The sequence below is a fragment of the Paraburkholderia caffeinilytica genome, assembly GCF_003368325.1.
In the GTDB taxonomy this organism is placed as follows: domain Bacteria; phylum Pseudomonadota; class Gammaproteobacteria; order Burkholderiales; family Burkholderiaceae; genus Paraburkholderia; species Paraburkholderia caffeinilytica.
Genome location: NZ_CP031468.1, coordinates 91,834 through 117,894, shown reverse-complemented (window position 1 = coordinate 117,894; position 26,061 = coordinate 91,834). Strand labels below are relative to the sequence as shown.

Below are 26,061 nucleotides of genomic sequence, written 5' to 3'. Positions count from 1 at the left end.
TTGTCGGGGCAGTGCTCAAGGCACGTTTTGTTTAACGAATGACAGTCTAGGATTCAGCATGAAAGTGGATTATGACAAGGACGCCGACCTCTCGCTCATCAGGGACGTTAGCTGGGCGTATCGTATGTGAAATCCGAAACCCACAGTTCGTGCGGCCAGTCGGCCTTGAATTGACGCTTGATCCGTCCAGCGGTTCGGGGATGGCCGTGCGTACTTGCTTGCTGCGATTCGCGCCGCGCTAACCTATTGCTTCATCCGCCGCTCGACTGTGCAACGTGCCATCGTGATACGTTCCCGGTTCATCTGCTTCCAGACCTTGTCCGCGCCGTAGCCTCGCATGTTGGACTGCAAGACACGCTTGGTTTGCGGTCGCAGATACTCCGCCGCATCTCACGGCGTAATGGCGGGCGCCCCTCGCGCTTCGCACGCGTGCGTTCTCCCCGTTCTCGCGGCATCCAGCACCAAAATAAACGAAACCTTTTCCTTCCTATTGGGAAAGAAAAGGTCATCTTTTTTTATTCTTTTTGGATGCCTACAGTTTTCCTGCACCCAGTCGTTCGGTGCGCATAAATCCACCTACGAATGCCGGCGCCGGGAGACATCGTTGCGCCAGTGAATACGCGACAACACAGGAGTTCGGAATGCTGTTCAGACTTTTCGTTCCAGCGGTTCTTCTCGTTGCGGGAAGTACGATGTTTTCGGTGCAGGCCAACGCCGCCGACACGCTCGCCAAAATCAAAAGCACTGGCGAAATACGGCTGGGAGTGCGGGATGCTTCTGTGCCGTTCTCGTACCTCGACCAGAACCAGAACTACGTCGGGTTCTCGGTCGACCTGTGTCACGCAGTGGTCGACAAACTGAAGCAGACCATGCCGGCGTTGAAGCTGACGAATGTTCCGGTCACTTCGGCCAATCGTATCGCGCTCGTGAACAACGGAAACGTCGACATTGAATGCGCGAGTACGGCGAACAGCCTTGACCGCCAAAAACAGGTCGGGTTCTCGGTCGGTACGTTTGTCAGCCATACGCGCTGGCTCGTGCAAGCAGATTCGGGCATCAAGTCGGCTGCTGATCTCAAGGGTAAGACTGTGGTTTACACCCAGGGCTCAAACGCTTTGGGTTTCGCGAAGGAAATCAGCGAGAAGAACAACCTCGACCTTAAGTTCATTCCGGCACATGACCACGGCGAGTCCATGCTCGTTCTGGAAAGCGGTCGCGCGGCTGCCTTCATCGAGGACGACATTCTCCTCGCCGCGAAGAAAGCTGACGCCAAGAACCCGGCTGCCTTTACGTTCCTCCCGGAATCATATAACTCGCTGGTCTACGGGTTGATGTTCGCGAAGGACGACCCCACCTTCAAGAAGACGGTCGACGACACATTGAAGTCGCTGATGGCTTCAGGTGAATTCAACAAGATCTACGCTAAATGGTTCGAAGACCCGATTCCTCCGCGCGGAATCAAACTGAACTTCCCGATGAGCGATGACCTGAAGGTGCGCGTCAAGGCTCCAAGCGACAAGTTGCCTTCATAAATCTGTGCGGAGCAGCAGCGCTGCTCTTCAACTGGGGGCACCCATGCAACTCCTGTTCGAAACAACCGTCGACGGAAATCACTACTTCAACTGGTTGCTCTCAGGCCTTTATTGGACTTTGCTGCTCTGGTTCGGCGCCGCCGTCATCTCGGCGGCGCTCGGAGTGCTGGTTGGGTCGGGTCGGACATCGCGTAGCAAGATGCTCCGCACGTTAAGTCGCGCTTACGTTCAAGTATTCAGAAATGTCCCTCTGCTACTTCAGGCGTTTCTCTGGTACTTCGTTTTCCCTGAGATTTTGCCTGTCGGACTGGGACATGCAATCAAGCAGATGCCACCACCGTGGGCCAGCTTCGTGCCTGCACTGATTGCTGTCGGCTTGTACACCGGGGCGCGCGTCGCAGAGCAGATCCGCGCGGGGATTCAGTCGTTGGCTAAAGGACAGCGCGAGGCGGCAAATGCGCTGGGGCTGTCTAGCTTCACCACGTACGCATGCATTCTGGTACCCCAATCGCTACGAACAATGGCGCCTTCGCTTACCAGTGAGGCATTGGCGTTGCTCAAAAACACATCGGTTGCAATGACAATTGGGCTGCTGGACCTGACAGCGCAGGCACAGCAGATGAATGAGTTCACGTTCAGAACGTTCGAATCGTTCAGCGTCGTCACAGCGACGTACTTCGTCCTCTCCATAGTCATTTATGGCGCGGCTGAGATTGTCATGCGGCGGTTTTCCGTGAAATCGAACGTCGCAACGGTCAGCAAGGTATAGAGGCAGGCATGACTACGTATGACTTTGGCGCCATCCAGCGCGCACTCCCGTATCTCGGCGAGGGCATGGTGTTCACCCTCAAGCTCACTTTCCTCGCGTTTCTCGGCGGTCTCGCTATCGGAATAGTCCTCGCCGTGATTCGTCACATCAGGGTCCCGGTGCTCGACCGTATCGTCTGGGCTTACGTGACGGTCATGCGGTCAATTCCGCTCATCATGGTGCTGTTCTGGTTTTTCTTTCTTGTGCCGCTAGCGCTTCGCCATTTCTCTCCGGTGGGAATCTCGGTCTCGGTAAGTCCGCAACTGACGGCCTTCGTTACGTACACGCTTTTTGAGGCAGCCTACTTCTGCGAAATCATCCGCTCGGGTCTGCTGTCCGTGCCGAGAGGTCAATATGAGGGAGCGAAAGCTTTGGGTCTTTCGACCTGGCATGCGTATTCACTCGTCATCGTTCCACAGGCGCTTAAGGCGGTGATTCCAATCATGGTGACCCAGGCAATTATTCTGTTCCAGGACACGTCTCTTGTGTACGTCCTGTCGCTGACGGATTTTGTCGGGGCCGCCTCGAAGATTGCCCAGCGTGACGGCAAGCTTGTGGAGTTTTATACATTCGCAGCAGTCGTGTATTTCGTAATCTGCTCCGGTGTGGCGGAGCTTGCTGACTACCTTCGGGCGCGTCGCCAGGCAAAGAGCGAAACACGTATTCCGGCTCCGATCGTTGTCACCGCAGCCAACTGACTCCACCCAATCGCCCGTTACAGGGAGCAGAAATGAATGCAACCGATACCCCAGTCGTCGAACTCGTATCGCTAACCAAGCGCTTCGGGGCGCAAACAGTTCTCAACAGCGTCAACCTGAAGATTGGCGTTGGACAGAAAGTGGTGATTTGCGGACCATCGGGCTCCGGAAAATCTACGCTCATTCGTTGCATCAACGGGCTGGAGGACATTGACGGCGGAGAGGTCATTGTCCGGAACCCACAAACCGGCGAGCGATACCAGAAGCCAGCAGATGTACGTCGCCATGTAGGCATGGTGTTTCAGAGTTTCAATCTGTTTCCGCACTACACTGTGCTCAAAAACTGCATGCTCGCGCCCGTAAAAGTGAACGGAGTAAGCAAGGATGAGGCAAGAGAAATCGCGACTCGGTTGCTCACCAAGGTCCGCGTAGCAAATCAGGCGGGAAAATATCCTCCCCAACTCTCGGGAGGTCAGCAACAGCGAGTGGCCATCGCACGGGCCTTATGCATGAGTCCGAGTGTCATGCTCTTTGATGAACCGACATCGGCGTTGGACCCAGAGATGGTCAAAGAGGTTCTCGACACGATGGTTGCTTTGGCGACGGAGGGTATGACCATGCTTTGTGTCACCCACGAAATGTCGTTTGCACGGAGAGTTGCCGACCGAATCATCTTCGTTGACGGCGGCCGCATCCTTGTCGACGCCTCGCCGGACGAATTCTTCAGCGACGCAGCTCATCCGCGTGTACGCGAATTTCTTGGTCAGGTGTTGGCACACGCCTAAATGAAACCCCGGCCACCGACGAGCGTTTTCGTGGCGCAGGCCTTCCCGTAACCATCTTCCAATTGCAGCGCCCGTTCAGGCGCGCAACGATGAATGCTCATGACACTCCTCGATAACGCAGCAATCAGGGCAGATTTTCCTGCGGCAAGCAAAATGCTCTATCTGGACTCGGCACATCAGACGCCACTTGGCGTGACCGCAAAGGTGGCAGTCGAAGACTTTCTCGCAGAAAGCTTTGAGATGGCAGGCCCAAAGCCGAAATGGCTGGCCCGGGTTGAACAGGTGCGGGGGGGCCTGGCGTCATTCATTGGAGCATCTCCTGACGAAATCGCATACACTAAGAACACGTCGGAAGGCCTCAACATCGCAGCCAATGCGATTGATTTCAACGCTGGCGACAACGTCTTGCTGATTGAAGGCGACCATCCCAACAACGCCTATACGTGGCTGAATTTGCGTCGTAAAGGTGTCGAGGTGCGGTTCGTCAAATTATCTGGAGAGGTTGCGAATGCCCAGACTTTCGCTCCCTACGTCGACTGCAAAACGCGAGCGATATCGCTTTCGCACGTGACCTTTCACGCCGGGCAGCGACATGACATCCGGTCTATCGGACAGCTTTGCAAAGAGAATGCTCTTTATCTCGTTGTCGATGCAATGCAGTCGGTCGGAGTCTTGCCGCTTGACGTCAAAGACCTTGGGGTTTCGATTCTGGCGGCCGGATGCCACAAAGGACTGCTGGTGCCCCAAGGGCTTGGGTTCCTTTACGTCGATTCAAGCCTCGAAAGCCTTGAGCCCGTGTATCTCGCCACGGCTGGGCTCGCGAATCCGCCGGCCGATTTCATAGCACGTCCCGATGATGTCGCTCTGCGAGCAGGGGCTGGTCGATTCGAGCTCGGCAACTTCAACCTGCCAGGGATTCATGCGCTGGGCGCTACGTTGAGTTTGCTCGATAGCATCGGCGTCGACAACATTGAGGCGCACGTCCTCAGACTCGGGGACAGACTTATCGAGCATCTCGATGACCTTCGCATCCGACTTGTCGGGCCACGGAATGCGACGGAGCGTGCGCACATTTACACGATGGCGCTCTCGCCTGACTGGTTGGCGTATCTCTCGGAGAACAATGTCCGCGTATCGCCAGAGCGAGATGGCATCAGAATTTCGTTCGGCATTTTCAACGACGAAACAGACGTTGACGCTGTCGCAGAAATCATCCGAAAACGCCTCTAAGCGTCGGAAATGCCCCGCTCGTATTGAGCGCAAAGGCACTCAACTGGTCGCCTGGTCTTGTGATGGGACCGGCACGGGTTTGGCCTTCACTCGGACGGTTCAGCGGCCAACGTTAGAGCATCGAGAACTGCCGCGATAGCGGGCCGCTTTGCGGTCCCGCGTGGCAAGGCAATGAATACGCGCCTGTTCAACACGGGGTCAATTGGAATGACAGAGAAGTCGGGGTCTTTCTCTGCCTGCCGCAGGGCGAGCCGTGGCAACACAGCGACGGCACAGCCGGTCCGGACCATTTCCAGTGTGACTGCCGTATTGCGGCTGCTTGTCGTCACTTTCGGGGTGAACCCGCCTGCATAGCAGGCGTTCAGAAGGAACGTGTGGTACGTCGCCGCCGACTGATTCAACGCCCAGCGTTCGTGCGCGAGGTCCGATAACGCAATGGATTTTCGTCCAGCAAGCTTGTGCTTCGACGATACAACCGCATCAAAGTGGTCAACACATAAAGGATGAAACTCAAGGGCGCTTGCGAGTGCTTCGGCGCTCACGAGGTCATCCACGATGGCGAGGTCGGTCTGCTTGGCCGCGGCCGCTCTCAGGCCTTCGGATGGCTCCAGTTCGGTAAAGATGACGTTCAACTGAGGGTGCTGCTCAAGTAGTCGGCTGATGGCGACCGGCACGACACTGCTCGCCAGCGACCCGAATGCCGACATTCGCACCTCGCCACTGACTTCCACATTCGCGGCAGCGACCTCGGACTCAATATCCGCAACCATTTCGAACAAGCCAGTCGCTCTTGCCACCAAACGCCGTCCGGCAGGCGTCAGTTGGACGCCGCGACCTGACCGCTCGATTAGAACCGTCTCGAGTTCCTCTTCCAGTTGGGCGAGCTGTTGAGAAACGGCTGGCCGCGTGAGACGGACCGCTTCCGCGACCGCCGAAATCGTTCCAAGGACCGACAACTCATGCAACAGATGAAGGCGGCTGAGGTTGAGCATCCCGCACTCCTACAAGGATATGGAGCGAATGGTAAGCGAAACTTACTCATAGGGTCAAAAAGTGTCGTCTTTTTTTTCTGAATTTGTCTTCCTATAGTCACATCACCGGCACGCAATTTCTGGTCGAAACAAGGGAAAACCCTTGACTGACAATGACTTAGGTGTTGCGCGTTTTGCCCGGCTTAACCAATCAGATTCCAGTTGGAGGAAGCTCAAATGAAGGTTGCATTTATCGGAGTGGGACGCATGGGTGGCCGTATGGCAGCCCGTCTGGTCGCAGCGGGTCATCAGGTGCGCGTGTTCGACCCTAGCCAGGCAGCCGTTGACGCTCTCGCATCGAAGGGTGCAATCGCCGCGAAGAGCCCTGCCGACGCAGCACAAGACGCAGAACGCATTCTCCTCAGCCTGCCGAGCCCGAAGACGCTGCGCGATGCGGTGACTGGCGAAACCGGTGTTCTGCAGACGGCAGCCGAAGGCGCAATCATTGTCGACTTCAGCACCGTCGACCCGGCGACGACCAAAGAGGTTGCTGCTGCAGCCGCAGCAAAGAAAGTTAGCTTCGTCGATTCGCCCGTGAGCGGCGGCGTTGCAGGCGCCGAGAACGGCAAGCTAGTTCTGATGGTCGGTGGCTCGCCCGAAGTAATCGAAAAACTGAACGCGATTTTCGAAGTTCTGGCCGGCCGCGTCGTGCATTGCGGCGATACGGGCGCGGGTCAGCTTACGAAACTAAGCCACAACCTGCTCACGGCAATCAATACCGTCGCCCTAGGTGAAGTGCTTACTGCCAGCGTCAAGGCAGGCGCGAAGCTCGACGTGCTGTGCGACGTCCTGACGGCTGGCCTCGCCGGTAGCAAGATGCTCGACTACCTGCCGAAGACGCTGTTCACCGAGCAGCGCCCGGCCAACTTCGCCATCGACCTCATGCACAAAGACATCAAATTGTGCCTCGACGAATTCTCGAATCTTCCGATGCCGCTCGGCCAACTCGTGCTGCAAACCTACAACGCGGCTCGCGCAAAGGGTCTCGGCGGTAAGGATTCGACCAGCGTGAATGAAATCTACGAAGAGCTGCTTGGCGTGCGCCTTAGCCTGCCCGCCGCCCTGTAAGTCAATTGAACACCAAAGGAAATAACGTGAATTCCATGACCGACAACGTATCCGCCGAAATCGTCGTTCCGAAGGCGGGCATTACCGGCCTGCTGATTAACAACGAGTGGCGCACCCCCGCAAAGGGCAAGACCCTTGATGTCGAAAATCCGTCGCGCCGCACGAAGATTGTCTCCATCGGTGCGAGCGACGAAGAAGACGTCAAGGCGGCCGTTACCGCAGCGAGTGCTGCTTTCCCGGCATGGCGTCGCTTGGCATCGCGTGCACGCGGCGCCCTCCTGATTGAACTGGGCAATCGCGTTACCGCCAACGCTGAAGAAATCGCTCGAGTTCTCGCTGCGGAAAGCGGCAATGCGCTGCGCACCCAAAGCCGCCCGGAAGTTCTGGGTGCCGCTGAAGTGTTGCGTTACTACGGCGGTGTCATCGCTGAACAAAAGGGTGAAACACTACCGCTCGGTCCGGGTCTCTTCAGCTACACGACGCGTGAGCCGCTCGGCGTCGTCGGCGCCATTATCCCGTGGAATTCACCGGTTGTCCTGGCGGCCGTGAAAATCGGCATGGCGCTTGGCACTGGCAACACGCTGGTTCTGAAGCCGGCCGAAGACGCGCCGCTTGCTGTTATCAAAATTGCCGAACTCGCGACCGGTCTGTTCCCGGCGGGCGTGTTCAACGTGGTAACTGGCACGGGTATCGATGCCGGCGCGCCGCTCGCGGCGCATCCGAATGTCGCGAAGGTTTCGTTCACCGGTTCGCTGGAAGTCGGCAAACTGGTCGGTCACGCAGTTGCAGACCGTATCGGTCACGCAACGCTTGAACTCGGCGGCAAGAGCCCGTGCATCGTCTATCCGGATGCGGCGACCCCGGAACATATCGACTCGACGGTCACCGGCATCATCAATGCGATGCGCTTCGCCCGCCAGGGTCAGTCCTGTACCGCTGGCTCGCGGTTGTACGTCCACGAAAGCGTCTGGGACCAGGTGATGACCAAAGTGGTCGCCAAAGTGAAGGAGCTGAAAATTGGCGACTCACTGGACGAATCGAGCGACATCGGCGCAATCATCAGCGCCGAACGTTACTCGGAAGTTCGCGCATTCATCGAAGAAGCCATCAACAACGGCGCGAAGGTTCTGACAGGCGCGCTGCCGCCGACGGTCGAAGAAGCCAAAGGCTTCTTCCCTGAGCCCGTGATTTTCACTGGCGTCGACAACAGCTGGCGCGTGTGCCGCGAAGAGGTCTTCGGCCCGGTTCTGGTGGCATTGCCCTGGAAGGACGACGAGGAGGTGTTGCAATGGGCGAACGACTCCGTCTATGGCCTCGCTGCGTATGTCTTCACAAATGACCTGACCACGGCGCTGCGCGTCACGGAACAAATCGACGCGGGCTGGTTGCAGGTCAATCGCGCTGGCGGCCAGATTCCGGGTATGTCGTACGGTGGCGCGAAGCAGAGCGGCATCGGTGCCGAGTATTCCATTGAAGGCGCACTGGAAGCGTACACGTCGCGAAAGAGCGTAACCATCAACGTGTAACCGCTGCAGATAAGGTAGCCCGGCGACCGACCGGGTGACCACCACACCTTTACTGGGCAACAGGTTGGGAGTTAATCATGAGCGCAAATCTGGCAGCAACGGCTTCGGACGAAGCTAAGGAGGCTCGAAGCGTTTCGACGCGAGCAGCATTCAGTTCGTTCATTGGCACGACGGTCGAATGGTACGACTATTTTCTGTACGGTACAGCCGCAGCACTGGTATTTCCGAAAGTCTTCTTTAATGACTTAACCCCGGAGCTGGCAACGCTTGCTTCGATGGCTTCCTTCGCCGTTGCATTCGTGCTGCGCCCGCTCGGAGGTATGGTCATCGGTCACTTCGGTGACCAGATGGGCCGCAAAAAGATGCTGGTCTTCACCCTGCTTGTCATGGGGATTTGCACCGCCGGCATCGGTTTTCTGCCCTCGTACAACTCGGCGGGTCACTGGAGCCCGGCGCTTCTGATTCTCCTGCGCGTCATCCAGGGTTTCGCTTTGGGTGGCGAATGGGGTGGCGCAGCACTGATGTCAGTCGAGCACGCGCCAGAGGGGCGCAGAGGACTTTTCGGAAGCACTATGCAAATGGGTGTACCGGCCGGCTTGCTGGTGTCTACCGGAGCATTCGCTCTCGTTTCTGCGTTGCCGGACCAGCAGTTCTTCGCATGGGGATGGCGATTGCCGTTCATCTTCAGCCTCGCCCTGCTGGCAGTCGGGATGTACATCCGCTTGCAGGTGTCGGAGCCGCCAGCATTCGAGAAGGTCAAAGAGTCGGGCAACGTCTCGCGCGCCCCGCTGCTTGAAGTGTGGAAGAACGAAAAGAAGAAGACCGTCATCATGGTGTTCTTCCAGACCGTGGCGAATGTCGGCTACTTCCTCATCACCGTTTATGCGTTGACGTACATCACAGGAACACTACATCTGCCGCGAAGCGTCGCATCGACGGGCCTACTCATTGCAGCCGCAGTTGACCTCTTCATGCAACCCTTCTTCGGATGGCTTTCGGACAAGGTTGGCCGGCGAGTCGTCTACGGGTTTGGTGCCATTTTCTTTGCGCTCTACGCATTTCCGCTGTTCTGGCTTCTCGATACTGCGAACCCGGCACTTATCACGGTCGGACTTGCTTTGGGCCTTGGCATCGGCCACGCGTCCACCGGCTCGCTGCACGGCGTTATTTACGCTGAGCAGTACCCGACTCGTTACCGGTTCAGCGGTTCGTCGACCGCGTATCAGCTCTCCGGAATTATCTCCAGTGCGCCGACGCCATTGATTGCCGCGTGGCTCGTGGCGCGAAGTGGCAACTCCATGTCGGTCTCGTGGTACGTGGTGTTGGCGGCAATCATCTCACTGGTCTGCGTCCTTCTGGTGAAGGAGACATATCGTGAGCCTATCGACCGTTAAAACGAGCGTAACAATGACTCCGACGAACGACCAGATTACAGGTGAGCGGATTGACCGTCTTATGACGGTTGAAATTCGCCCTCTGAACGGCGGCCTTCCAGCAGGCTATGTGGTGCCGATGTACAACGTGTGCCGCGCCCACCATGGAGAGCCGCTCAGTTCACTCGCGGCGCGAAAACTCGCCGATACGTTGTCCCGCGGCGACATCGTCTTCATTGCCACGGGAGCTGGTACACCACCTAGGCTGCCGCAAGGTGAAACAGATGGCCCGGTCGGCGCCGCGGTCCTGGCCCGTGCGCTGATAGCCGCCTTCGGTGTGCGCGTAGTCCTTGTCACCGAAGATGCACATGTAGCCCCCGTGATGGCGGTTGCTGCAACCATCAATGCCGAAATGGGCGGCCCCGCCGCAATTTCGACAGTGTGCTTCCCGCTGGGTCTTGAGCCTGGCCGCAGAATCGCGCAAACATTGATGGAAGAGTACCGACCTAGGGCGGTCGTCTTCGTTGAACGCGATGGCCCGAACAAGGAAGGCTACTTCCACGGGGTACGAGGTGATTGTCGCAACCCTGAAGATGTCGGTCACGTTTACCTGCTCGCCGATTTTGCGCGCAAACGCGGGGTGCTGACGATTGGCGTTGGCGATGGTGGTAATGAAGTTGGGTTTGGCGCGGTACGAGACGCTATCACCGCCGTTCATCCGCTGGGCGGGAAATCTTTGGCGGGTCATGAGTCGGGCGTTGTCACGGTCACGGCAACCGACGTCGTTGTGAGCGCGTCGGTTTCCAACTGGGGTGCGTACGCAATCGCCGCTGCGCTTGCAGCACAGACGGGAAACATCGACGTGCTTCATACGCAAGCGCTGGAGCACGAGCTGATTGAAGCAACGGTGAAAGCTGGCGCGCGGGATGGGGCCACGTCTAAAGCTGAGGCCGCGGTGGATGGCATCAACTGGCAGGGCCACACCTCGTTTGTCGAACTATTACGAAGCATTGTTACTGTGTCGCTATGAACGACAGGCACCGGCAAATCTCTCGCAGCAGCACCCAACTGAATTAACAGGTGTAAGTCATGAATGACGTGAAGGACATTAGCAATGCAGCAAAAGCTGCAAGTGTTAGTCCCGTAAAAACGGACAGTTTCGGAAACCCCATCGACCCAACCGTCGGCTTTGCCCGAGGCTCCATCATTCGCTCCAGCATCGACGAGGCACTCCGGCTTCGCCATGGACAGGCTGTCGCGGCGAAACGGGTGAAAACACTTGGCGCGGAGTCGATAGGCGTATTCACTGGCAATCAGCGCGATTTTCCGATTAAAGCTGAAGACATCGCCACGCTTTGCGAGGAGTGGGTCGGGCCGGGACTCGAAGCGGAGTCGCTGCGCCAGGTCGCAATCGGTCACATGGGTGGGAAAACAGACGATGCAGTTGCTACGTTCAATCGAACCAGCGCCGGCATCATCGCCACAATCGCCGCGCTAGCCGAAGGAAAGCCTGTCGTGTCCGTGGTCCCGCCTGGCGGACGCTCGCACGCCTCCGTGCTCCGCGGTTCGAAAATCGCGGGCGTCCCCGTAGTTGAGGTGCAGGGCGATAAAGAGTGGCTGGCGGCAATTCAGAAAAACGCGTCCGCTCTCGTGGTCATTACCACTGTGACAAGCAGTCTCGAGCGTCTGGACGACCACATCACGACCCAGGTCACTGAATTCGCTCACGCACTTGGCGCGAAGGTCTTTCTTGATGAAGCTTACGGCGCACGTCTTCGCACCGTCTTGCACGGCGGTCAACTGAGTCTTCAGATGGGTGCGGATATCTCCATCACGAACTGCGATAAGGCGGGGTTGTCGGGCCCGCGTGCGGGCGTCCTTGTGGGGCGCCCGGAGTTGGTTACAGCAGCAGCGGCAAAGGGCGCTGAGTTTGGTATGGAGGCGCGGGCTCCGATAGCAGCCGCTGTATTCCGGTCGCTCCAAAAATATGAACCTGAGGACCTCCGCAAGGAGTCTGCCGCGGGTCAACAGCTTGCAGCCGTACTCGAAGCGAAGTTGGGCAAGGAGCTTGTCCAACGCAGCGACCTCGGACCGATGGTCGACGAAGACGCGGTACTCCGTGTGCTCCTGAAGCTCGCGGGCAAGACAGGTTCGAAGCCGGTCGTCGTCCCGTGCGAAGCCACATCGGCGCTCGGCATGGTTCTGCTTCAGGACTACGGCGTATTGACCGTGAACACCCACGGGCAACCGGGTGCACGCGTATCGCTGCGTCTCAAACCGACGCTCGATGCTCTGGGTCGCGTCGGGGGCTTCGATGCTGTTGTGACGGCGGTTATGGAGTCTCTCGATAAGGTCGCGAAAATCATCGATAACCCCGACGCAATCAAGCGCCTTATCGTAGGGAGCTATATATGACTTCAAGTATTTTCAGTGCCGTCGATGATAGGCTGGATGCACTTATCACGTTGGACTTGGGCGGACGCGGCGTCGAGCATGTCTATCTGGCTGCCCGGGAGCGACAAGGCGGCTCCCTCGTGGGTGCCGCGGCCGATGCGCTCGCAGCCATCCCCGAAAAAGCGAACGTCTTTGTGACCACAGGTTCGGTGTCACGCGCGTGGATTTCGCCATCCATCGGCGAGAACGATGGTCCAGCGGGACTTGCGGCAGTCGTGCGCGCGCTCTCACTGGCGAAGAAGGCGCTTTGCATCACCTTCGTCGAAGAGACGCTTATCGAGACTACTTCGGCGATTCTGACGACGGCGGGTCTGACTGTTCTTCCCTATGAGCAGGCCGTGATCGCGCGCGATGATGGCAGCCTGGCCGTTGTGTGTGTCGAGCCTTTCCCTGTCGAGGACTCGGCGGCAAGAGACGCTTCGAAATCGCTTCTCGACAAATACGACCCGGCACTGTTCTTCTCGACGGAGCGCGTCGGTCGCAACGTCGACGGCATTTACTGCAGCATGCGTGGTATCGACTACGGAATGGGACGGGCTCGCATCGATTTCCTCTTCGATGAGGCTATCGCGCGGAAAATCCCGACGGTGGCTGTCGGCGATGGTGGTAACGAGATTGGTATGGGCGTCGTCATGGACGCCGTTCAGAAGCACGTCAAATTTGGCGACAAGCGACCTGATGGCAGCAAGGGTATCGGCGCGGTGACAGGAACGGACGTGCTCGTGACAGCGGCATGTTCCAACTGGGGCTGCTATGCCATCGCGGGCGCCTTCGCGGCTCGCCAGGGCAAGGCATCGCTGGCACACACGCCGGCGTTGGAGGCTTCTCTCCTCAGGCGCGGCGTGGATGTCGGTCTAATCAACTCGGTCGCAAATATCGTCGACCCTAACGTCGACGGGATTCCCGAGGCGACGCATCTGGCCGTTGTGCAACTCATCTCGACGATTATAAGTCCAGCGTTCAAGTAGTATTTGTTGAACGGTATCGAGCACCGTGTCTCAGACATGGCGCAAAAAGCTAGACCAAACCCCACGTTCTTTGGAGCGTGGGGTTTTTGTTTTTTTAAGCGAAGCAACTCCGGGCGGCGCCATATTACGGACATGGCGCTGTTCTTTCGAGGCAGCTCAAGTTGCGCTCACGTTCAGACTCACCTCATCGCCGTCCTCATCGCATTCGCGGGCTCAAGCGGCGCTCCGGGCGTGCCGCGCTCCAGTTGAAAACCTGCATAGGAACAAACCGCCATTCAAAGTCGTGAAGGTTCTTGCGCGAGCCGCCGATGATGCCGGACCCACGCACGGGTTGTACAAGTGACCCGGTCGCCTTAAACCGCGCCTGAAGCGGCAGGTCGCCGTTTCCTGGGCCATATTCAAGAAGACGATAACTAGAAAGAAAAATCTTCCTATAGAGTCAAAAAGTGTCGTCTTTTTTTTCTTAATTTGACTTCCTATAGTTGTGACATGGGCTTGCAACTGACTGTGATTCTCGTGAAACACATCGACATATCAGATGGTTGTTGTGGCTCAGAAAGTGTTGGCTCATGGCCTGTTGTCGTCCGAGCGAATTCCCCGGACGGGTTGGTAGCCACGCCAGTCGTCCTAACCATCAACCTATTGGTGCACAAATGAACTCGTTCGAAACCCCTGTTATCGCCGTGTCCCCGTATCTTGCAACCCGCAGCGCTGAGGCTGTCGTGCGCGTTAGCGCAGATAAGAAGGCTTCGCTTTACGCAGTGATGCTGCAGGCTCCAATGAACGCACTTGCGAGCAATATCTCCGACCGTGCTGATGTTTCGTCTGTCGCGATTCTCGGCTACAACTAACAAAAGGAGCTTGTGATGCATCGCATCGTAATCGTGGGCGGCGGCGCGGGCGGCCTTGAATTAGCTACGCGTCTTGGCGACAAGCTCGGGAAATCGAAGCGAGCCCACATCACCCTGGTTGACCGCTGCCCGACCCATGTCTGGAAGCCGCTGTTGCATGAAGTGGCAGCAGGAAGTCTCGATGCGCATGCACATCAGATTGAGTATGCAGCACAAGCTCATTGGCATCACTTCGAATTTGTCCGCGGCGAAATGGTCGGGCTGGAGCGCGCGTCGCAGTTCCTGCGTCTCGCTCCCATGTTCGACACCGAAGGCGATAAGGAGGAGATTTTGCCCGCGCGAAGCATTGGGTACGACACGCTCGTTCTTGCCTTGGGCAGTCAAACGCACTTCTTGGGGGTGCCGGGTGCGCAGTCAAATGCGATACCCCTTGATACCTTGGCGCAGGCCGAACGATTGAGGCGCAGGCTCCTCCAGACTTGCGTGAAAAAAGCTGCCCGCAACGTCTCGGGCACCCAATCTGCCGTGCACGTCGCAATCATCGGTGGTGGCGCAACGGGCGTCGAACTGTCCGCCGAACTGCGCAAGACGGAGAAGGCGTTCCGCCAGTTCGGCCTTCATGGCTTTGGGCGAGATAGCGATATCCATGTAACTCTTCTTGAGGCCGGCCCCCGAATTCTTCCTGCTCTGTCGACCAGAGTTGCCGAAACTACGACTGAATTGCTCAAAAAGATGGGGATTGAAGTGTCAGTAGCAGACCCGGTCACGGAAATCGGGCGACACGACGTCACAACGGAGAGCGGAAGAATCATTCCAGCAGACGTCATCATTTGGGCCGCAGGCATCAAGGCGCCGGATGTGCTGGCGTCACTGGACGGTATCGCGGTGAATCGCATCAACCAGGTGAAGGTTTCGCGAAGCCTTCAGAGCGAAACCGACCCGAACGTATTCGCCTTTGGTGATTGTGCAAGTTGCTCGTGGAAGGAAGACAGTATGGTGCCGCCGCGCGCGCAAGCAGCGCATCAACAGGCGGCGTTTCTGGCGAAGGCCCTTCGTGCGCGCGTTGAACGACGTCGTCTTGGCGACTTCATCTACACCGACCACGGCTCGCTCGTGTCGCTAGGCTCTTTGTCTGCCGTTGGCAGTCTGATGGGCGGAGTCGTCGGCCGGAACATTCTGGTCGAAGGTCGGGTGGCGAAGGTGATGTACGCCGCGCTCTATCGGAAGCATCTCGTCTCAGTGTCAGGCTTTCGCCGCACACTCGTCGACCTCGTCGTCCATGGCCTCCGCCGCGCTGCAATGCCTCAGGTCAAGCTTCACTGACAAATGACATAACGGCCCCACAACGCAAGTGACCATGGCCGCGCAGGTCTTTGCGTTGTTCATGCTAGTACCTCTCAGATGACACAATCGCAAATCCGCGATGGGGCCGTGAGTCAGCCTGTCGAAACATTCGACATGGCCAACGACGCGTGGCCGCCGACCACTCGGCTTTGGCAAGCAGCTTGCGGATAGCGCCAATCGGTGCCGTAGTAAACGCCTATGGCTCGTCCGCGTAACTTGCGTGGCCGACAACTACGGCCAACGGCAGAAGGCCATGGCGTTCGGCGGTTACGGTTCAATGATCAGGGGAACAAGGATCGCGCGGGCGATATCGATAACCGCTCGGGAAGCAGCGCTAGGCGTGCGTCCTTCCACGTAACTCAAAACGATTGAACGTGTGAGGCTCGGGGACACGATCTTCGATGCCTGCAGTTGGCCGGCGTGCAGTTCCTCGCGGACAGCATGTCGCCCAAGGATTGCATAGATGTGCGAGGTAGCCACTAGATGTTTTTGAAGCGGAATCGAATCGCATTCGATTGGCACGTTTATCTTGATGCCCTTCCGACGGGCATGATGCTCCAGCAGATCCCGGGAGACATTTGGATGCCCTGCAAGAACCAAAGGTATTTCGGCTAGCTTGGAAAACTCAACGGTCGCCGAACTCGTTAGGACATCACCCGGGGGGCCAATCAGCGCGGTCGACAGCGTACCAATGCGTATATCCGAGCGTCGTTCCTCCTTTGTGTTTCTCAGCACAACGCCAAAATCGATTGCTTGAGCCTCAAGCCACTCCGATATTTGTCTCCCAGGCCCATCAAAAATGTGCAAATGGATCTCCGGAAATGCTTCGGTGATCCGCTCATAAAGGGAACTCGTAAAGTCTCTGCTAATTGACGATAGTATGCCCACCTTAACCGTTCCCGCCGGCATGTTTGCCGCGCGGCGTACGTCGCGCGAAAGCTGATTGCCTTCCTCTAACCATGCAACAACTCGCGGGTATATACGGGCGCCGGCTTCGTTGAGCCTGACACCGCGGCCAGTACGCTCGAAAAGCCTGCCGCCGCAAATCTTTTCGATTGTCGCAAGTTGGCGACTTACCACGGACTGCGCCACGTCGCGGGCGCTCGCGACGCGGGTAACGCTTCCATACTCCACGATCTGCACAAACAGTCTCCACAACTGCACATCCATATCCATGGAATACCTTTCAAGCTATGTCTGGATTGACCATCTTGCATCTAGGTGGATGGCGCTTTCATCGCTAGATTATCACCTGGCGGCATTGTAAAAATTCTGACGATCTATGAGGAGCGACGTGGCACAGCCAAACGTTTTGTTTATCGCGGTTGATCAGTGGCCCGGAGCCTTGCTCGGTTGTGCCGGGCATCCCTCCGTGCTGACACCAACTATCGATCATCTTGCGCGCCTCGGTACGCGTTACACCCGGGCATATTCAGAATCGCCCATCTGTATCCCGGCACGGCGATCGATGATGACGGGACTGAGTCCGCGTGGGCACGGTGACCGCTCGTTCAAGCCTGCAGAGCGTCTTCCCGAGGGGCCACTGCTGGCCCAATGTTTTCGCGATGCCGGCTATCAGGCAACGGCGATCGGCAAGCTTCACGTGTTTCCGCAACGCGCGCGAATCGGCTTCGACGACACGATTCTCGCGGAGGAAGGTCGACTGGAACTCGGTACGACTGACGATTACGATACTTACCTAACCGAACATGGGCACGCAGGCGAACAATTCATGCACGGAATGTCGAACAACGACTACATGTTCCGCCCGTGGCATCTAGAAGAGGCACACCACGTCACAAACTGGACGGCGCGCGCGGCTGCGAGGGCAATCAAGCGCCGAGATCCGGACCGGCCGGGATTCTGGCACGTATCGTTCACGCATCCGCACCCACCTTTGGCGCCGCTCGCGTCTTACATCGAAATGTATGACAGGTTGCCGATCGACGAACCAAATGCCGGTACCTGGTCCGAAAGGCTTGAAACGCTACCACAGGCTCTTCAGATCGTACGCGCATACTGGCCGGCGGAGCATAGCGCCCATGTTTTAAGGGGAATCCGGCAGGCTTACTACGCCTTGTGCACCCACATCGACCATCAGATAAGGGTACTGTTCGGTACTCTGCGTGACGAGGGAATTCTTGACGACACGGTGATCGCACTCGTCTCTGATCACGGAGACATGCTGGGTGAGCACGGCCTCTGGGGCAAGTGCGTGTTCTATGAACGCGCCGCGAACGTCCCATTCATCCTCGTCGGAACGGCGAGCTGCAAGCGAATCGGCCGCGGCGTTACAGACGACCGTCTCGTCGCCCTTCAGGACATCATGCCGACCTTGCTCGATCTTGCCGGCCTTCCAATTCCGGAAACGCTCGACGGTATGTCAGCCGTCGGCGCCGAGCGCCGCGAGTTTCTCTATGGTGAATGCCGAGAGATGCGAAGCGCGACCCGCATGATGCACGACGGGCGACACAAGTTGATCTGGTATCCCGCGGGGAACCAGATACAGCTTTTTGATCTCACCGCGGACCCAACCGAAATGCTCGATTTATCGGTCGATCCGGCATACGCCAAAGTTCGAACAAGACTCGAGCATGAACTCGCAAAATGCCTGTACGGATGCGACGAAGCGTGGGTCACGGATGGGCGCCTCATTGGATATCAGCCGGACGAATACACGCCGGAGGCTTCGCGCACTTTCGCGAATCAGCGCGGCCTTCATTATCCGCCGCCCCCTCTGGTCAACCCGGAGAAGAGCGGCGCAATGGCCAGGTAGGTTGCGTTGTGTGCACTAGGGAACGCCCAGTTGGCGGGCAGCGGAGAAAGAAGTCACCGCATCGACCACAGCGAACAAACAGACCTCTGACAGGACGGCGACCTATCCCTCGGGGAAGCCGTACCAAGACATATGAGGCTCGACGGCACCCAGACGGGACTGGCGAGATTGCCTTTCCTATCCGTCGGATGCCTGATCGAGTCGATAGAACTCACATCAAGAGAGAACGGAGACTAGGAATGAAGGAGCGAATGGTTTTAGGGCTTAGATGGTGGATCATAGGACTGGTTTCGGCGGGCATAACGCTGAACTACCTCTCACGGAGTTCGTTGTCCGTCGCCATTCCGGAGCTTAACAAGCACTTCAGCATTTCGACTGAACAATATTCCTACATCGTTTCCGCATTCCAAGGGGCATACATGATTGTGCAGCCTTTATGCGGCTACGTGCTTGATATCGTCGGTACAAAAATTGGCTTCGCCGTATTCGCAGTTGCGTGGGCATTGGCGAACATGCTGCACGGGCTGGCGACGGGATGGATCTCTTTTGCGTTCTTCCGCGGACTCCTTGGCGCCACAGAATCCGCAGTGATTCCAGCATCGGTCAAGGTCGTCTCTGAATGGTTTCCCGACAAGGAAAAGTCGATTGCGACAGGATGGTTTAACTCAGGAACATCTCTCGGGGCCATGTTCGCACCACCTCTGGTCGTGTGGTGCATCCTCCACTACAACTGGCAAATGGCGTTCATCGTCACCGGAGGGCTGAGCTTGATTTGGGTCGTCGTGTGGCTCGCAGTCTACGACCTTCCCCAAAAGCACAAATGGCTTGGCTCTGGCGAGCGCTCAACCATCATCGAAGGGCAAGCGATCGTTCAGAAGGTGAAAGGCCACTGGACCGTTATGCTGCGTTCCCGTGTCCTGTGGGGAATCATGATTTCACGATTTCTCGCAGCGCCAGCATGGGCGACCTTCAGCTTCTGGATTCCAATCTACCTCTCATCCGTTCGGCACATGAGCCTCAAGGAGATCGGCATGTTCGCGTGGTTGCCGTTCCTTGCGGCAGATCTGGGCAGCATCGTGGGAGGATACCTCTGCCCGAGTTTTCAGAAGTGGTTTAACGTTCATCTCGTGACCTCGCGCAAGCTGGTGGTGGTCTTTGGCGCGCTCCTTATGATCGGACCCGCGTGCATCGGATTGGCTACCGACAAATATGTAGCAGTTTTCCTGTTCTGTATCGGCGGTTTTGCGCACCAGGCCCTTTCCGGGGCACTTCTTACACTTCCTGCTGACGTCTTCCAGCGCGAAGAAGTCGCAACGGCCAGCGGATGGACAGGCACGGCGGCATGGTTAGGAAGCTCAGTCTTCTCCCTGATCATCGGGGCGCTCGCCACGAAGATCGGATACAACCCGTTGTTCGCCTGTCTCGTGATGTTCGACGCGCTCGGGGCCATCGTCCTCTGGGTAATGGTTCCTTCCAAGAGAAATAACGAGATTCGGATCACCGGGCTAGGTCAGCAGGCTTGAGGCAGCCCATAAGACACTTTCGACAATTAACTATCCATAGAGCGTGAGGCGAGTAGATGAAAAGCAAGACACTGAACCACGGTGTGCTGTTGGCAGCGATGTACGGCACGAATGTGTTCGCCCAGAGTAGCGTAACGCTTTACGGTGCGGTAGATGACGCAGTCACGTATGTGAACAATCAGAAAGGCCATTCCAACGTTTACTTGCGCTCGGGAAATCTCACGACGTCAGTCTGGGGATTGACTGGGGTAGAGGACCTCGGCGGCGGCTTGGCAACGATCTTCCAGGTCGAGTCGAGTTTTGATATGAATTCTGGTGCTGCGACGACATCTGGCCTCATCTTCAATCGACAAGCGTACCTGGGGCTGAGGGACCAGAAATACGGGACCGTCACGATGGGACGTCAGTACACCCCCTATTTCCTGCTCGTCGGTCCTCTTGCACCCGCTGCGACCATGGCTGGTGCGGTGGGAGCGCAACCAGGCGACATCGACAGCCTGGACAAGACCACGCGCGCCAATAGCTCTGTGACCTACACCTCGCCGGTCTTTCGCGGCCTTCAGGCTAGCGCAATGTATGGCTTTGGCGGGAACCCGGGCAGCATCGGTAGTGGACAGACTATCAGCGCTGCACTGCAGTATTCTTCCGGTCCGCTTGGAGTCGCAGCGGGCTACTTGCGGATGGATAATGCACAGCCGGGCGTCGTGTTCGGATCAACTTCAAGTGCATCACTGGGAACGACGGTCGTCAATCAAGGTTACCTTACTGCTAGCCGGATTGAGGATGCTGCGATCGCGGCAAACTACACGATCGGAGCTCTCCGACTCGGAGCTGTCTATGCGAACGTTCGGTATCTCCCGGGTAACCAGTCGGCGTTCCTTGACACCGCAGTCTTCAATAATTACGGCATCTTCGGGACTTATCGCATACGTCCGGACCTGGAGTCGGCCGCTGCAGTGAGCTACACGGTCGCGTCGAAGGCCAACACTATCCAAGATCGCGCAAAATATCTTCTGTTTTCCCTTAAGCAGGCCTATTTGCTTTCCAAACGAACGACGCTCTATGCGCTCGAGGGGTTCACTCACGCGACCGGAAAGACCCTCGGTGCCAGTGGTATCAAGACAATTGTGGCTGCCGCTCCAGTTGTCGGCGATTCTCAAAATCTCACACCGTCGTCGACACCGAATCAGGTCGTAGTTATGCTCGGTATCGCGAGCAAATTTTGACATCGGAACATGTAGTTCACCTATGCATCGAGTTTAATAGGTGGAAGTCTTAACCCCGATTCCGCCCCGTTACGTTATGAATCTCAGCGGGGGAAATCTATTTCCCAAAAGACAAAAAGCTCGCCTTCCAACGGACTCCAATAAGCCGGTCGGTAAGGTGAAAGATAATTTTCGAGACAGACAGCAAATCAAATTAATATAGGAGGATTTCATGAGGAACGCGAAGACATCAACCTCGATTTGTCAGCTTGCCTCCTGCGAGGACAAGCTCACGGCGGCTGATATGGGTGCTGGACTTTCCCTCGGAAGGTGCGGGCGGTACCCGTGGTTTCTTGCATTTTCGGTCGCGTCAACCCTCCTGACTGCTTGTGGTGGTTCGGATGTGGGAACCAATCCCATAGCTCAGTTTTCCGCGGACAGAACCGCAGTTAGCCAGGGACAAGCAGTCACGCTCTCGTGGAGCGCGCCAAACGCCCAAAGCGTCACGCTAAGTGGCGTGTCAGCAACCGCGGCGTCCTCGGCGGTCGTCGTACCATCGCAAAGCACCACATATACCCTGACCGCGTCCAATTCGTCTGGTGGAATATTTACGAAGACAATAGCCGTGAGCGTCGCCAGTTCCACCCCGATGGCAACAGTCACAGTCGATCCAACTCATCCGGGAACACAAATCCCGAGTGGTTACATCGGCTTCTCACATCCGTGGGGACAAGCCCAACTATTGATGGGTGACCCTGCAATCAGTGTTAATCCGATCTATCGGCAGTTGTTGAAGAACATAACGAAATTCGGCGGTGGACCGGTATCAATCCGAATAGGCGGCACAGTTAGTGACTCGACCACCGAGCCAAATTCGGGAACCGTGCGAGCCTTTGCACAGCTTGCAAATGATCTCTCGGCAGAGGGATCCGGTGCTACGTTCATTTTGGGGATCAACTTTGCCGCGAACAATGTGACGCTCGGATCGGACCAGGTTAGGGAATATACGCACGACATGCCTGCCGGCTCCTTGCAGTCGATTGAACTGGGAAACGAACCAGACCTTTACGCGTATCAGGGAGTTCGAACCTCCCCGTATTCCTTCACTCAATATACCAATGAGGTTCGTGCGTTCACACAGGGAATTTTGAGCAATGTGCCTAATAGCCCGTTGTTCACAGCACCTTCCGACGCATTCTACCCACAGGATCCAACTACAGCTGCGATCGCAGGATCCTTCCTTTCGGCAGCAGGATTGACAAATCTTTTGAACCAGTCTGGATCCGTCATGGCAAACGTCAGCCAGCATTCCTACATCACAACGGGAGGTGCTTGCGGGGGGGCGCCGAAATCCGGTCTGCTTCTTCAAGCATCCTCGTCATCGACGAATCCTTCATACGCTGTACCGTTCGCAGCGGTCGCAAAGGCAGCAGACAAGCCGTACCGGATTGACGAAATGAATTCAATATCGTGCGAGGGGCAGGACGGCATTAGCAACGCGTTTGAGGAGGCTCTTTGGGCACCTGACGCCATGTTTGAGTACGCGAAAGCAGGGGCAACGGGCGTAAATATGATATCGAAGAACTGGAACAGGTTCAGTGCCTGGGATGTTTATGGAGCATTCAACTTCAACATTCCCGAAGCTCAGTACAGCAACCTGGCGAATATCGCGGTCAAGACGTGGACGCCTCCTTCCGGTACCCAATGGTCCAATGGCTATTCGCTCCGGACGGTCCAGGCACTTTATTACGGGATGCTCCTATTTGCAGAGGCGGCAGAGAACCAGTCTAGCCTTCTGCCCGTGACGCTCACGACGTCTGCGAATCTGAAGGCATGGGCAACGCTTGACCCGACGACGAAAAAGGTCAACGTGTTGATCATCAACAAGGATCAGCAAAACTACGGAAACGTCAGCGTGAATGTGCCCGGTTTTACGAGCGCGGCGATTGAACGCATGCGTGCACCGGCCTTTACGTCCAAGAGCGGAATTAGCCTTGGGGGTCAGACCTTTGATGGTAGCGTGGATGGCGTCCCCGTCGGTATCAAGTATGCGGAGACTGCGGCAGCGCAAAACGGCGCGTTTAACGTAGCAGTTGAGCCGACGAGCGCGGTCCTCGTTACCTTGTCGAAATAGAGATTAGCGCCGCCGCTTAATACGCCCCGTTGGGCGCAGATGGCGGCGCTTGCACCTATTGTGTAGCCCGATCACGTCCGCTGGCGATCATTGACCAAGCCAACGAGTTCCCGTACCTGCCGGCGAGCGAGCCATCTATCGACTTACGACCGGTGAACATGATAGGACTCTGGGGGTTCACTGGTCCAGCGCCTGCCCAACTTGTCCTATGAAAGAGCGATGTTTACCCAGCGACTATCGCCGCATCCGAGATGCTGAGCAGCACATTAGTTCAAATTCCTGGAGAGTTGCAAGCTTAAATCACCCTAGATTGGTAGAAAGATGTAGCCGGGCTGGATCCGCCCCGTAATTGAGGCGGGTTTGAAGCCTGTGATGGGGTTCCGTGTTTAGTTCGATTGACACCAGCCCGCACCAAAGTAGAACACCTAGATCGCACCGGCCAAACAGATCTCAAACAGCACCAGGGCCATTAGCGTGTCGTGCCCACTGCACCAGGCTTCACGCGCTACAACGTTGAAGTGTGCAACGGGAACCCGACGCCCGGCGCGCAGGCGGCGCCGGGGTACGTAGAGATGTGCACGAACGAGGTTGAGGACGACGTGGCCGCGTTGGGTGGACCTGAGTTCCGAGGCTGTGATGTCGGTGCCGAGCAGGCGGGCCATAATCGTGCGCTCGCGGCGCTGGGCCAAAGAGTCGGTAGGCTGTGGCTGAACAAGCTTCTGCAGATGCAGGTCCGCGGCTTCGCTTAGATAGTCCAGGCGGGGATCTTCGTTTGGCCACGCGACGGCGTACGCGAACTCCGCCGCGGGGTTGCTTTTGCGAAGGTCGCGATCAATGAGGTGTCGCGAAGGGACTTGCCCCCCAAGCTGTTGCGCATGCTCGTTCAAAAAAAGAGCCCGCGCGTTGGCGGGCCGAATCCACTCCTCGGAGATGTGGAGGAATCGTATCTTCGATTGAATAGCTTGCCCAATTGCTCGGATACTGGGGCCAATTTCTTGTCGCTGTTTTTCCGACCGTGACTAGCTTTTCAGCTCCCAACTGCGAGTCGGCGGACCACAATCTTCGTCAGTTGTATCCCAACACAGCCGCGTCGGATGCCTCTGGCCGTTCGTCGATGTTCCGCGCGATGGTCGACAATGGCGCGCACAACAGCTTTCGATATGAACTCGAATCAGCCGATCTAGCTTCCGGAGTGCTCAGGTGCCTGCATAATGCGGTCCGATCGTCAGTGGCGCCAGCGGAAAATGTTTTGCTTCGCATGTGAACCTCGATAAAAAAAGCACGGCAATTACGTCAATGAACACCGTTCGACATATGAAGCTCGGGCGGCGGGACTCGAAAGAAGCGCGTGAGATATCCCAGATAGACGACGCCGATGGCGAGCCACGACAGTCCGAGCATCACTGCGTTGCGGTCAAGGCTCAACATCAGTGCGATAGTGGAGGCAATACCGAGCACCGGAAGCAATGCATGCATGACCGTGCTCTTCATCCCGCGCGTTCCAAGCCGCAACCGATAATGGAAGATAACGGAGAGGTTCACGAGGGTGAAGGTAAGAAACGCCCCGAAGTTGATGAATGATGTCGAGGTTGTGACGTCCATCTTCAGCGCAAGCAATGCGAACGCTGCGGTCAACAGAATCGTGAACACTGGCGTCTGAAAGCGAGGGCTAAGGTAGGCAAAAATCCTTTTTGGGAACACCGAGTCGCGACCCAGCGCGAAGAGAAGCCGAGAGGCGCTGGCTTGAGCAGCGATGCCCGATGCAAATTGGCCAACGACCATGCCAATGAGAAACAACATAACGAAAACGTCGCCGCCGATGTTTTTCGCGATTTCGTTGGCCGCGGAATCTGCGTCGACAAAAGACGTGGAGGGATGCGCCACTTGAACGATGTAAGACATCGCCACAAAGATGCCGCCGCCAATCAGGGTCACTAGCAAAATCGCCTTAGGTACAGTTCGCTGAGGGTCTTTCGTCTCCTCAGTCAGTGTACTTACTGCGTCGAAACCGAGATACGAATAGCAGGCGATACCCGCACCGGTCATCACGAGGGGGAGGCTAGCACCGTTGCTCCCGAACGGAGTGAGCGTAAACAGAGGCTTCGTTGGGTCACCGAGAACGTAGTGGACGCACAGCGCCCCGAACGCAATCATAACGAGGCACTGCAAAACCAGCAGTGTCACATTCAGCTTGGCTGCGAGCTTCAGACCAATAATGTTGATGGCAGACGAAATAACAATGAAGCCCGGCAGCCAAACGGACTGCGGCACCGTTCGAATGACTGAGTGCAGGTACGCGGCACCAATCAGCCAAATAGCCATCGGTAAGAACAGATAGTCGAGCAGGATGGACCAACCAGTGAGAAACCCCAGGCGCGGGTCGATGGCCTTACTCACATACGTGTACGAGGAGCCCGAAACCGGGTACGCGCGGCACATGTGCGCATAACTGAGCGCGGTGAGAAACATCGCAACCAGTGCCACGAGGTACGACAGAGGTGCCCGGCCGCCGCTAGCTTGCGACAAAATCCCGAACGTTCCCAGAACAATGATGGGCGCCATCAAACCTACGCCGAGCAATACAAGTGACGATAGGGAGAGGGTTCGTTTCAGACTGGACATAGATGAGTGCGTGGCGGTTGGTGCGGTTGCTAGAAACCGTGGGCTGATTGCGCGGCTCCGCAATGCCGAACCGGGTGGACGTTAAAACAGGCTAATGGACTGTATATTGTCCGTTGCGAATTTGGACGTCAAC

General features: G+C 57.0%; 21 protein-coding genes and 1 pseudogene. 17 read left to right on the top strand and 5 right to left on the bottom strand.

Annotated elements, in window-relative coordinates; all coding sequences use genetic code 11:
* Positions 1-251 precede the first annotated feature (251 nt).
* Positions 252-381: pseudogene (locus DSC91_RS38740) on the bottom strand (IS3 family transposase); the annotation flags it as partial.
* Positions 382-641: 260 nt separating this feature from the next.
* Here DSC91_RS38740 and DSC91_RS37040 point away from each other — a divergent pair.
* The 5 genes from DSC91_RS37040 (at position 642) to DSC91_RS37020 (ending at position 5,053) form a co-directional block, all read left to right on the top strand.
* The gene (locus tag DSC91_RS37040) at positions 642-1,532 is read left to right on the top strand and encodes a transporter substrate-binding domain-containing protein (protein WP_115783751.1); all 891 of its coding nucleotides are present in this window, start codon (positions 642-644) and stop codon (positions 1,530-1,532) included.
* Positions 1,533-1,575: 43 nt separating this feature from the next.
* Entirely contained in the window at positions 1,576-2,301 is a 726-nt protein-coding gene (locus DSC91_RS37035) for an amino acid ABC transporter permease (protein WP_115783750.1), read from the top strand.
* Positions 2,302-2,309: 8 nt separating this feature from the next.
* On the top strand, positions 2,310-3,038 hold the full coding sequence (locus DSC91_RS37030; protein ID WP_115783749.1) for an amino acid ABC transporter permease: 729 nt from the start codon (positions 2,310-2,312) through the stop codon (positions 3,036-3,038).
* Between the two features lie 32 nt (positions 3,039-3,070).
* Entirely contained in the window at positions 3,071-3,823 is a 753-nt protein-coding gene (locus DSC91_RS37025; RefSeq protein ID WP_115783748.1) for an amino acid ABC transporter ATP-binding protein, read from the top strand.
* A 99-nt stretch (positions 3,824-3,922) separates the two neighbouring features.
* Positions 3,923-5,053 carry an aminotransferase class V-fold PLP-dependent enzyme gene (locus DSC91_RS37020; protein WP_115783747.1) on the top strand — a complete coding sequence of 377 codons (1,131 nt, stop codon included), beginning with the start codon at positions 3,923-3,925 and terminating at the stop codon, positions 5,051-5,053.
* 86 nt (positions 5,054-5,139) lie between these two features.
* Here the strand turns inward: DSC91_RS37020 and DSC91_RS37015 are convergent, their stop codons facing one another.
* Complete coding sequence (locus tag DSC91_RS37015; protein WP_115783746.1) at positions 5,140-6,045, bottom strand: LysR family transcriptional regulator; 906 nt, start codon at positions 6,043-6,045, stop codon at positions 5,140-5,142.
* Positions 6,046-6,261: 216 nt separating this feature from the next.
* Between DSC91_RS37015 and DSC91_RS37010 the strand changes: the two genes are divergently transcribed.
* From DSC91_RS37010 to DSC91_RS36975, 8 genes are all read left to right on the top strand, one after another.
* Entirely contained in the window at positions 6,262-7,152 is an 891-nt protein-coding gene (locus DSC91_RS37010) for an NAD(P)-dependent oxidoreductase (RefSeq protein WP_115783745.1), read from the top strand.
* A 35-nt stretch (positions 7,153-7,187) separates the two neighbouring features.
* The gene (locus DSC91_RS37005) at positions 7,188-8,678 is read left to right on the top strand and encodes an aldehyde dehydrogenase family protein (RefSeq protein ID WP_115783744.1); all 1,491 of its coding nucleotides are present in this window, start codon (positions 7,188-7,190) and stop codon (positions 8,676-8,678) included.
* Positions 8,679-8,755: 77 nt separating this feature from the next.
* Positions 8,756-10,072: an MFS transporter gene (locus DSC91_RS37000; protein WP_115783743.1), complete on the top strand. Its 1,317-nt coding sequence runs from the start codon at positions 8,756-8,758 to the stop codon at positions 10,070-10,072.
* A gap of 13 nt (positions 10,073-10,085) precedes the next feature.
* Entirely contained in the window at positions 10,086-11,081 is a 996-nt protein-coding gene (locus tag DSC91_RS36995) for a glutamate cyclase domain-containing protein (RefSeq protein ID WP_115783742.1), read from the top strand.
* A gap of 59 nt (positions 11,082-11,140) precedes the next feature.
* Positions 11,141-12,466 carry a PLP-dependent aminotransferase family protein gene (locus tag DSC91_RS36990; protein ID WP_115783741.1) on the top strand — a complete coding sequence of 442 codons (1,326 nt, stop codon included), beginning with the start codon at positions 11,141-11,143 and terminating at the stop codon, positions 12,464-12,466.
* Positions 12,463-13,473: a glutamate cyclase domain-containing protein gene (locus DSC91_RS36985; RefSeq protein WP_115783740.1), complete on the top strand. Its 1,011-nt coding sequence runs from the start codon at positions 12,463-12,465 to the stop codon at positions 13,471-13,473. The genes DSC91_RS36990 and DSC91_RS36985 overlap by 4 nt, the downstream gene beginning before the upstream one ends.
* A gap of 653 nt (positions 13,474-14,126) precedes the next feature.
* On the top strand, positions 14,127-14,324 hold the full coding sequence (locus DSC91_RS36980) for a hypothetical protein (RefSeq protein WP_115783739.1): 198 nt from the start codon (positions 14,127-14,129) through the stop codon (positions 14,322-14,324).
* A gap of 15 nt (positions 14,325-14,339) precedes the next feature.
* A complete protein-coding gene (locus DSC91_RS36975) occupies positions 14,340-15,647 on the top strand; it encodes an NAD(P)/FAD-dependent oxidoreductase (RefSeq protein WP_115783738.1) in 1,308 nt (435 codons plus the stop codon).
* Positions 15,648-15,935: 288 nt separating this feature from the next.
* Here the strand turns inward: DSC91_RS36975 and DSC91_RS36965 are convergent, their stop codons facing one another.
* Positions 15,936-16,844, bottom strand: coding sequence for a LysR family transcriptional regulator (locus tag DSC91_RS36965; protein ID WP_115783737.1), 909 nt, complete (start codon positions 16,842-16,844; stop codon positions 15,936-15,938).
* Positions 16,845-16,962: 118 nt separating this feature from the next.
* Here DSC91_RS36965 and DSC91_RS36960 point away from each other — a divergent pair, with 118 nt between their 5' ends.
* From DSC91_RS36960 to DSC91_RS36945, 4 genes are all read left to right on the top strand, one after another.
* A complete protein-coding gene (locus DSC91_RS36960) occupies positions 16,963-18,444 on the top strand; it encodes a sulfatase-like hydrolase/transferase (RefSeq protein ID WP_229758336.1) in 1,482 nt (493 codons plus the stop codon).
* 239 nt (positions 18,445-18,683) lie between these two features.
* Entirely contained in the window at positions 18,684-19,967 is a 1,284-nt protein-coding gene (locus DSC91_RS36955; protein WP_115783735.1) for an MFS transporter, read from the top strand.
* Between the two features lie 56 nt (positions 19,968-20,023).
* Entirely contained in the window at positions 20,024-21,193 is a 1,170-nt protein-coding gene (locus DSC91_RS36950; RefSeq protein WP_115783734.1) for a porin, read from the top strand.
* 604 nt (positions 21,194-21,797) lie between these two features.
* Complete coding sequence (locus DSC91_RS36945; protein WP_162831543.1) at positions 21,798-23,306, top strand: glycosyl hydrolase family 79 C-terminal domain-containing protein; 1,509 nt, start codon at positions 21,798-21,800, stop codon at positions 23,304-23,306.
* Between the two features lie 425 nt (positions 23,307-23,731).
* On the opposite strand, the gene DSC91_RS36935 is transcribed toward DSC91_RS36945, so the two are convergent.
* Together DSC91_RS36935 and DSC91_RS36930 are read right to left on the bottom strand one after the other, a co-directional pair.
* Positions 23,732-24,193: a hypothetical protein gene (locus DSC91_RS36935; RefSeq protein ID WP_115783732.1), complete on the bottom strand. Its 462-nt coding sequence runs from the start codon at positions 24,191-24,193 to the stop codon at positions 23,732-23,734.
* Between the two features lie 406 nt (positions 24,194-24,599).
* The gene (locus DSC91_RS36930; protein WP_115783731.1) at positions 24,600-25,928 is read right to left on the bottom strand and encodes an APC family permease; all 1,329 of its coding nucleotides are present in this window, start codon (positions 25,926-25,928) and stop codon (positions 24,600-24,602) included.
* Positions 25,929-26,061: the final 133 nt, after the last annotated feature.